Consider the following 9,511-nt stretch of genomic DNA (forward strand, 5'->3'; position numbering starts at 1 on the left):
CCTGCGCAGCGAAGCGGAGCAAGGGCGGCCGTGTCGAGATGAGACCCAGTCACGTGCCCGGCTCGAGCAAGCCGTTGCCGGCGCTCTGGATCCTTCCCTCGGCCAGGGCCCACCGCAGCACCGCGGTCAACCGGGCCCGGATCTGCGGACCCATCCGCGCATATCCGAAGGTGGCCATCGTTTCCCGAAGCACGGTGTCCTGGTTCATCGGCCCCTGCGTTCCCAGGATGTCGGTCATGGCATTGGCGATCTCGACATGGTTGAGCTCGTCGATCGGGATCGTGCTGGTTCGCGGCCGATATCCGCGATAGCTGTCACCGCTGAGGCCGGCCGGCCAGAAGAACCTGCCGAACTCCGGATGCCACTGCGGATCGGTCGTCGCACAGCGCAGGATCTCGCCGACCCGGTTCAATCTGATCCGGCCATGGCCGAACCTGCCGGCGACGATCTTCGCCGCCCGGACCGCCTCCACCGGGCCCTCGGTCTCGATCACCTCGGTCAGCTGGGCGGCGACCAGTGCGCGCTGCTCCGCGTCGCCAAGATCGTCCAGGACCGCGGGCTCCCCCACCACACCGGTGTCGGCGGCCACGAACGGATGAGCTCGCGTGCGATCCACCGTCGCCGGCACCGCCGGTTGCTCGGTGACCGCCTGCCCGCGGATGGGTGCCAACGGATCGATCTCATCGATGCGTGGGACGAGGGCGAGGTCGTCGGTATCGGCCGGAGCCCGCGCCGCGGTCGGTTCCGCGGCCAGCGGCTCGGGCACCTGCTCCCGGGGCGGGGTGGCCGCGACCGGCTCCGGTCGCAACGATTCCGCCCGTTCCACAACCATCGCGAGCACGGCGGCGGGGTCCTGGATCCAGGCCGGCAGCAGCACCTGCACGGTGTCCCGCCAGCCCATCACTCCCTGCAGGATCTCCCCCGGGAGCGATTCACGGTCTGCGGTGATGGCGCGCCCGGCCCACTCACGAGTGTCCAGCACCAGCGCCAACCATCCGTGCTCCGCGCTCGCGCGCACTGCGAGGTCGACCCGGAATCGGGACGTGCCGACATCGGAGATCACCTCGAGCCCGCAGCTGCGGAGCGCGGTGGCGAGTTCCTCGCGGTAGAGATCCTCGGCATCGAACTGCTGGGTGCCACCCAGGGCCGCGTGCGCGGTGCCCTCGGCGTAGGCGAGATATTCCTTGAGATGCTGCAGACCCTCGGCCCGGGTCTTGGCGAGGTCGATGTCGGTCGATCGGATCGAGGTGTAGAGGATCACCGTCGACCGGGCGCGGGTGATGGCGACATTGAATCGGCGCTCGCCACCGACGTTGTTGAGTGGGCCGAAGTTGTGACTGAGTACGCCCGTTTCGGGGTTGCGGGAGAAGGCGATCGAGAACAGGATCGCGTCGCGCTCGTCACCCTGGACATTCTCCAGGTTCTTCACGAACAGCGGTTCCTGCTCCCGCTCGAGTGCCTGTCGGATGAGCGGATCCTCCGATTGCTCCAGCAGATCCAGGATCAGATCCCGCTGCTGGGTGTTGAAGGTGACCACCCCGATCGAGACCTCCGGCTGGTTCGCCAGTCGGCTGCCGATGTCGGCGACGATCCGGTCCGCCTCGGCGCGATTGGTGCGGGTGGCGCCGCGGTCGAAGACACCGCCGACGAACTCGGCACGGATCCCCAGCTCCGGGCGATGCTCCGGCGGACCGGGGAACACCTGGAGCTGGCCGTTGTAGTACTTCATGTTGGAGAAACTGATCAACTGCTCGTGCTGGGAGCGGTAGTGCCAGCTCAGCCACTTCTGCTCCAACCCGGATCCGACCGCTTCGGAGAGGATCGATTCCTGGTCCGGGCTCATCGCCTCGAGCTGACCAGCACCCTCCCCCGCCACCGCGGTGCCGATGGTGGCCGGGGGATCCTCGTCGGAATCGGTCGTGCTCTGCCGAAACATGTTGGTCGGCGGCATCTGCTTCGAGTCGCCGACGATGATGGCCGCGTCGGCGCGGCCGAGCGCGCCGACCGAGTCGGCCACCCGCACCTGGGAGGCCTCGTCGAAGATGACGGTGTCGAAACGGATCCCGTCGGCGGGCAGGAATCGGGCCACCGAGGCCGGGCTCATCAACACCACCGGGGTGAGACCGAGGATCTCGCCGCCGTGCGCGTCGAACAACCTCCGGATCGACCCACCCCGTTTGCGATCGATCTCCTTGCGCAGGCCGACGCTCACCGCCCCGGCATTGCGGCGCTGCAGCAGCCGAGCAGGCAGCTCACTCCAGGTCTGCCGCTTCAGCTCCTTGGCCACCCGCACATAGTCACCGACCTGGCTGGCTCGGGTGGCGGAATCGAAGACGTCCAGATCTTCTGCTCGCAACTGGTCTGCGAGACGACGGCGCTCCACGGCGAGCTCGATCGCATCCGTCAGCGCCGCTGCCGGCCCCCGTCGGATCTGGTCGGCGACCGGGGCCAGACCGTATTCGGTGAGGGTCTGGAGCGCATCACCGAACTCCAACCGGCGCCGGAAATCGGCCACCGTCTGGTCGCTGGCGGAGTCGGAGCGCCAATGCTGTGCACACTGGCTGATCCGCTGCAGCAGGCGCTGGCCCGCCAACCAGGCAGTGAGCGAGCGCTCGGTGCTGTTCGCGACCTGGCGCAACCGCGACCAGGCCTCGTCGAATGCCCGCAGGCTCGCCCCCGGTCGGCCCGCCTCCGCGCCGTCCGGGTCCCGCTGGACGAGGGCATCCAGTCGTGGCGCGACATCCGGGAGCCGCGCCACGAGATGCCTGGTCAGTTCCGCGTGCTGCTCGTACTCGCGCTCGGTGGTCAACATGGCCCCAAGGATCTGGAGCGCCTCGTTGGCGCGCAGGTCCTTGCCCGCCAGCTGCGGGATGCCCGCCGAGAGCCGCCTCCCCAGTTCCTGATGCTCCTGCCGGTACATCCGCAGCGATGCCAGGAAGCGCAGCGGATCCGCTCGAACGGCCGCCTCGTGCGCCGGCTCGGCGTACGAGGCGATCTTGCCGAGGGCCAGCTTGGTCAACCGTCCGCGCTGCATGATCCCGCTGCGCTGCGCGGCCTCGTATTCGGCCTGCAGCGACTCGCAGTCGGCGAGGGCCGCGGCCCGGGTGAACGGAACCTGTGCGGGATCCCAGCGCTGCCGGAATGACTGCAGGTCGGCGACCCGACGAGCAAGGTCGGCGGCGGGTAGCCGGGGCTGACCGAGTTGGCCCGGGAGCACCGCGCGACGACTGGGCAGATCCGCCAGCCAGGCCTCCAGAACGGTCGCCTGATCGGGATCGAGGTCACCCACCGTGGTGGCCAGCTCCGGGGGCAGCGCCTCGGCCGCATCAGCCAGTGCCCGCGCCGCCGCCAGGATCGGGGCGGCGCGGTCGCCGTCCGGCCCGGCTGCGGGCGGGCCGATCAGGTCCCATTCCGGTGGCAGCGTCTGTCCCCTGCTGCGCAGGGCCGCGTCGGACACGGCGCCGACGATGGCATGCAGGCGGGCGGGGTCGAGGTCCAGCAGTGCCGCGGTGACGGGGATCTCGGCCGCTTGCCAGCCCTCGGCAGCCGGCAGCCGGCGCTGCAGCAGCAGACACCGCTGGTACCGCTCCCAGATGGATTGCCCCGGCTCGCCCCGATGCAGCAGCCCCGGGTAGGCGGCCAGGTGTTCGATCGATCGCCGCAGGCGGGTCCGGTTCTCCTCGAACACCACCTCGTTGCCCTTGCGTACCTGATCGATGGCCGAGCGGAGCTGCTGGCGCACCTGGGCAGCCGACTGGTCCTTGCCGTGCACGTTCAGCACCAGCGGTTCCAGCCCGATCCGCTTCAACCGGTCGTGCACGACCGTCAGCGCCGCCTGCTTCTCGGCGACGAACAGGACCGTACGCCCGGCGGCGAGCCCGTCGGCGATCATGTTGGTGATGGTCTGCGATTTGCCGGTCCCCGGTGGTCCTTCCAGCACGAATGTGCGCCCCTGGGACGCGGCGACGACCGCTTCCAACTGGCTCCCGTCCGCGGGCACCGGCAGGTAGGCGTCCGCCTCGTCGGTCGGCAGCACCGGGCGATCCTGCACCGGATCGGAGAAGAGTTCGCCCCCGCTGTGGATCAGGTGGTCGACCACCTTCGAGGAGGTGAAGCGTTCCCAGTTCTCGCTCAGGTCGCGCCACATGTCCAGGGTGGCGAACTGCAGGATCGCCAGATGACTGCGGGCGTCGACCGCGAAATCGAGACGGTTCTCGACGAAGCTCTCGCGCAACTCCCGGAACACCCGCGGCAGGTCGATGCCCGCATCGTCGGTGGGCGGCTGTTCGAGCTGCGGCAGCGAGAGGTTGAACTCCTGACGCAGCTTCTCGATGAGACAGTGATTCGGCTGGATCTCTGCGTTCGGCTCGAGTCGGATCTCATAGGGCCGGGTCCTGCTGCCGGTCAGCTCCACGGGCAGCAGGAACAACGGACTGCGCGCGATCTGATCGCGCCCGGCCCGCCAGGTCAACAGCCCCAGGCTGACGAAGAGCGCGGTTGCGCCGGTCTCCTCCTTCAGCGCCTTCGCGTCGCGGCGCAGCTGGACCAGTTTGCGCTCCGAACTGCCGCGCACGCTGCGGACGAAGGTGCGCCCCTCTTCACGGAACAGCCGGGACAAGGTGGCGGAGTCGAACTGGGCTGCGGAGACCAGACCGCGCTCGCGGTCGATCGCGTCCACCTGGTGATCGGGTGTCAGCCGCACGGCGGCGTTCTGCGCGAGACGGTCTTCGAGTTCGCCGAGGTCCTCCCCGGGCACCAGCAACTCCAGCCCCCGGGAGTCGGCCAGCTTGAGCAACGGGTTGCGCAGGGACAGATCGAGCAGGTCCGAACGCCACCGCTGGACCCGGAGCGGGAATCCGCTGGCAGTCAGGTCCTTGGTGCCACCCGAGGAATGGGAACCGTCGGCGAGCGGGGTCCGGATCGCTGGCCGGGACTGTTCGACGACGACGATCGTGCGTACGCCCTCACGGTCCACCAGGGTCGGAAGCGGCCGGACCCGGCGATGTGCGGCGCTGATGTTGATCAGCCGGGTGGCGCCGGGATGATCCGCGATCGTCTGGCTGGCCCGGGTCACGGCCTCCACGAAGCCGAGCTGCGAGCCGGCCGTGGCCGCGGTCGTCTCGATCGGCACGAAGATGCCGCTGCCCACCAGGTTGCTCACCTCCTCGGTCCCGGCCAGGACCATCTCGGTGCCCAGGTCGCGACGGGTGTAGGCGACCATGGCGTGCCCGGGCACGAAGACGATGAACGGCTGGAGACCAGCCTCCTCGAGCGTCGCGGCGAACAGCACCGCCGTGTCGATGCAGGTGCCCATCAGCGATCGCACCACCACATCGGCGGTGCGGACCTTCTGCCCGTCGTGCTCGAAGTTCGCTGGTGGTTCGGCGTAGCGGATGCCCAGTTCGTGGATCGCGTCATAGATGGCGCGGGCGGTTTCATCCACCCGCTCGGGGGTGTCCTGATATCCCACCAGGGAGGGGTTGCCGGTGCGGCGCCCCAACAGATCCGATGCGGTCGACAGGATCCGGGTCACCGCCTCCGCCCGCGGGCGGACGAACGCGGCGATCAACTCGGGGACCGCCCGCGCGGCCCACTGGTCGTGCGCCAGGATGCGGATCGGGATCGACTCCCGGACGGTCTCACCGCGATGGGTGAAGGAGAACTCGATCGAGTCCGCTCTCGCCTCGTCGACCTCGATGAAGTGATCCACCGGCAACTGCCAACTGAGCTCCGCGGGACTCGCCCACCAGCTCGACCGGCCCCGCAAGGGGCCGGCGAGCGACCATCCGGCGTCGGTTCGATCCGGCAGACTGCCCAGGTGGGCCCGCAGGTCGCGCACCTCCAGGTCGCTGTCCTCGCCGGCGACCCGCGCCACCGCGACACCCGCCAAGGGACTGACCCGGTTGTGCACGAGTGCGAAGTTCAGGTCCTGGCGGAAGAAGACGATGACCCTGATGTCACCGTGGGTGATGTAGCGATAGTCGAGGCCGAGGAAGCTGCCGGGGATCTGCTGGCCGAATCGGGTGACGAGCTCGATCAGCAGCGCATTGTCGTCCTGTTGCGGGACAGCCCCCTCGACCGTATCCGCGCGGACCTCCTCCTCGTCGGCGGGTGGTGCCGCCGGCACGGACGCCGGTTGTGCAGGGGCCGGCTGCGCAGGAGCCGGCTGCGGTGGCGCGGGCTGGACCGGCGGCGCATCGGTCGAGGGTTCGGGGGCCGGCGCCTCGACCGCGGTCGGTTGCTCGTTCAGCAATTCCCGCATCAGGTCGACATGCAGCTGCTCGAGCCGCGCACCGACCGCCTCGTCGGCGTCGACGCTGAGGGCGTACTCGTGCGCGATGCCGAGCAACCGCACCGCCTCCGCCAGCCCGAGTCGATCGGGTTCGTGCGCCGCCTTGTTCAACCCCTGGAGCAGTTCTTTGGCCCAGGCGGTCTGCTGGGGTCGGGTCGGGTATCGGAAGGTCTTCCAGTATCGGGCCTGGACCTGCAGCAGGACCCGGGGATCGCGCATGCTGCGCCGCACCGGGGGGCGTCCGCTGACCCGATCCGATTCGGCGAACACCGCCAGCCAGGAGTCGATCTCACCGCCACGGGGTGCGTTGGCCGTGGTCAGCGGGGCCAGTGCCTCGGCGACGAGTGCGGCGGCGCGGTTGATCCGCTCGGCGGGGGTGAGCACGGCCAAGGTGCTGGTCCTTCGAACAGGAGCGAAGACTCCTCAGGCCCCGCTCGATCCAATCTCGAGTTCACCCTATCGGCAGCGACCGACATCCGTCGCGACGATCTCGGTCACCTCGGGCACGGGGATCGCGGGGTTTCGACTCGCTCGTACCTCGCTCGCTCAACCGCCGTACAACGGACCGCACTCATCTCGCCACGGGCGCGGGGCGCCCTACTCGATGAGCGGGGTTCGATGCGGGCGCGGGGCGCCCTACTCGATGAGCGTTGAGATCAGGACTCGTCGGCGGGGGGCTCGTAGTTGGCGTACACGTTCTGCACGTCATCGGAGTCGTCGAGGGCGTCGATGATCCGCTCGATCTTCTCGGCGGTCTCGGCGTCCACCGGGTTGTCGTAGTCGGGGACCATCTGGACCTCGGCCGACTCGTAGTCCAGCCCGGCGGCCTGGACGGCCTTGCGGACCTCGACGACATCGTTCGGCTCCGAAGTCAGCGTGAAGCCCGGGCCCTGGTCGGCGACGTCCTCGACACCGGCCTCCAGGGTCGCCTCGAGCAGCGCGTCCTCGGTGACGACCTTGCCGTCCTGGTCCTTGGCGACCTCGACGACACCCTTGCGCTGGTAGAGCCGCGAGACCGACCCGGCATCGGCCATCGAGCCGCCGTTGCGGGTCACCGCGACCCGGACGTCGGAGGCGGACCGGTTCCGGTTGTCGGTCAGGCACTCGATCAGCAGGCCGACACCACCGGGGGCCATCGCCTCGTACCACAGCGTCTCGTACTGGGCGCCGCCCGCCTCGGCGCCGGAACCGCGCTTGACGGCGCGGTCGATGTTGTCATTGGGGACCGAGGACTTCTTCGCCTTCTGGATCGCGTCATAGAGCGTCGGGTTGCCGGCGGGGTCACCGCCACCGAGCCGCGCCGCGACCTCGATGTTCTTGATCAGCTTGGCGAAGAGCTTGCCGCGCTTGGCGTCGATGACGGCCTTCTTGTGCTTGGTGGTCGCCCACTTGGAATGACCGCTCATCGGCCCGATCCTTTCTGCCTGCTGTCCCTCATGTCATCGCGCTCGAAGTCCTCGGGTGCGATGCACTCGTACTGGATGATGGTGTCGGTGGCCTCGTACCCGATCGAACGGTACAGCTCCACCCCGCCGCCGTTGTGCGAGTCCACGCCCAGCCCGCCGCCGTCCAGGCCGGCGGTGCGGAACGAGTCCAGCGAGCGCGCCAGCAGGATACGGGCCAGGCCGAGTCCCCGCCAGCCGGGGCGTACGCCGAGGTGATCGGTCCAGCCCTCGAGGTCGTCCTCACCGTAGCTGGCGTTCAGCGCGTAGCCGACCACCTGGTCGTCGTCATCGAGCGCCACCCAGGACCACTCGGGCCGGGACTGGCTGCGGGCCAGCGACTCCGCCCAGGCGATCTCGTCGATCGGCTCGGACCCCCACACCGAGCCGAAGGCCTCGTTGTGGCAGACCCGGGTGGACTCGGCGTACTCGGCCGCGAAGGGCATCACCCGCACCCCGCGCAGGCCCAGGGTGAGGGCCCGGTCGAGCCGGTCCCCCATCTCGGCGAACGAACAGTGCATGTCGATGAACCAGCGCACCTCACGCATCCCGGAGTGCAGATAGAGCCCGCGTTTGCCGGAGAGCTTCTCATCGACCTGCGCGATCATCGTCAGCGGCCGGTTCGGATGCTCCAGCTGCCACCAGTCCCAGGCGGCCTCGCGCTGCCAGGCGAACATCTTGCGGCCGATCTTCTGGTGCCGGTACGCCGGATGCACCTCGCCGATCAACCGGACCCGATCCCCGGGGTAGTCGATGAAGTTGTGCCAGGCCAGCGCCACGATCGAATCCTGGTCGCGGCCGACGAAGATCGTCTCCTTCACCGCCGCACCGGCGCGGGTGAAGGCATCCTCCAGGTCCTCGACCGACCAGCGTTCGGCCGGCTCGTCGAAGTAGTAGATCGCGGTCAGCAATCCGTGGATCGACTCGATGTCGTCGAAGGTTGCGGGGGTCCAGGTCAGCGGAGTCAGGTCGTCCAGTGGATGCGCCATCATCCCCCTCCGCCGTCTCCCATGCGCTCGTGATGCCCTTGTGGGCACAAGGAGACACTCTATCGTCATCGAGGGGCTACCCAGCGGGACGATCGTCCAACCTCGACCCCCCGGTCACGGGCCTTCACCGCCAGATGCGGGGCGCATCCTTCATGCCGCCGCGGCGGGCGGGCGCGGTCTGTGCCCAGGTCTGCCGCCAGCCGTGCGGCTGTTCGGCCGGTACCGGGTCGCTGCGCCGCTGCACCTGCCACCAGGTCTCGGCATCCTCGGTGAGCAGCGCCTGCACCGCGGCGCGCTGTTCGGCGGCCCCGGTCAGCCCGGCACCGGTGAGCGGGTCACCGAGGCGTACGCCGACCCGGGCGCGGCCGTCGACACCGCGCCGTTCCCGACCGCCGGCGCTGAGCGCACCACGGATCCCGACGGGTACCACCTGGGCGCCGCTGCGGGTCGCCAGCCGGACCGCGTCGTCACCGAACTCCCCGAGCCCGCCGTCGGCGCTCGGCGGGCCCTCGGGGAAGACCAGCACGGTGCCGCCGTCCCGCAGCCGCTGCGCGAGCCGGTCGAACCGACCCGCCGGGATCGGGGCCGCGACCACACTGGTCCGCACCCGGCGGGCCCACGGCAGCCGGGCCAGCACCAACCGGGCGGCGGCCGCGGTGGGATGGTTCGCGACCAGCAGCACGCCACCGCTCGGCAACTGCGCGGGATCGCCGCCCTCGGCGCGCAACCCGCGCGGGTTGGTCAGGCTGCCGACCGCCTGCACCACCGCGGCCGGGGTGGGCAGCGGT

The 9,511-nt window shown here is 69.7% G+C and carries 4 protein-coding genes; all 4 read right to left on the minus strand.

What is annotated here, in order from left to right:
* Window positions 1–49: 49 nt before the first annotated feature.
* Window positions 50–6,676, minus strand: coding sequence for a DUF4011 domain-containing protein (locus BI335_RS03840; protein ID WP_229119433.1), 6,627 nt, complete (start codon window positions 6,674–6,676; stop codon window positions 50–52).
* 272 nt (window positions 6,677–6,948) lie between these two features.
* Entirely contained in the window at window positions 6,949–7,698 is a 750-nt protein-coding gene (locus BI335_RS03845; protein WP_094359330.1) for a YebC/PmpR family DNA-binding transcriptional regulator, read from the minus strand.
* Window positions 7,695–8,723, minus strand: a complete 1,029-nt coding sequence (locus BI335_RS03850; RefSeq protein WP_166646675.1) for a GNAT family N-acetyltransferase — start codon at window positions 8,721–8,723, stop codon at window positions 7,695–7,697. The genes BI335_RS03845 and BI335_RS03850 overlap by 4 nt, the downstream gene beginning before the upstream one ends.
* 124 nt (window positions 8,724–8,847) lie before the next feature.
* On the minus strand, window positions 8,848–9,511 hold a 664-nt coding region (locus tag BI335_RS03855; RefSeq protein WP_144009064.1), incomplete at its 5' end, for a lysophospholipid acyltransferase family protein.

The sequence above is a fragment of the Enemella evansiae genome (genome assembly GCF_002250705.1).
Lineage (GTDB): Bacteria > Actinomycetota > Actinomycetes > Propionibacteriales > Propionibacteriaceae > Enemella > Enemella evansiae.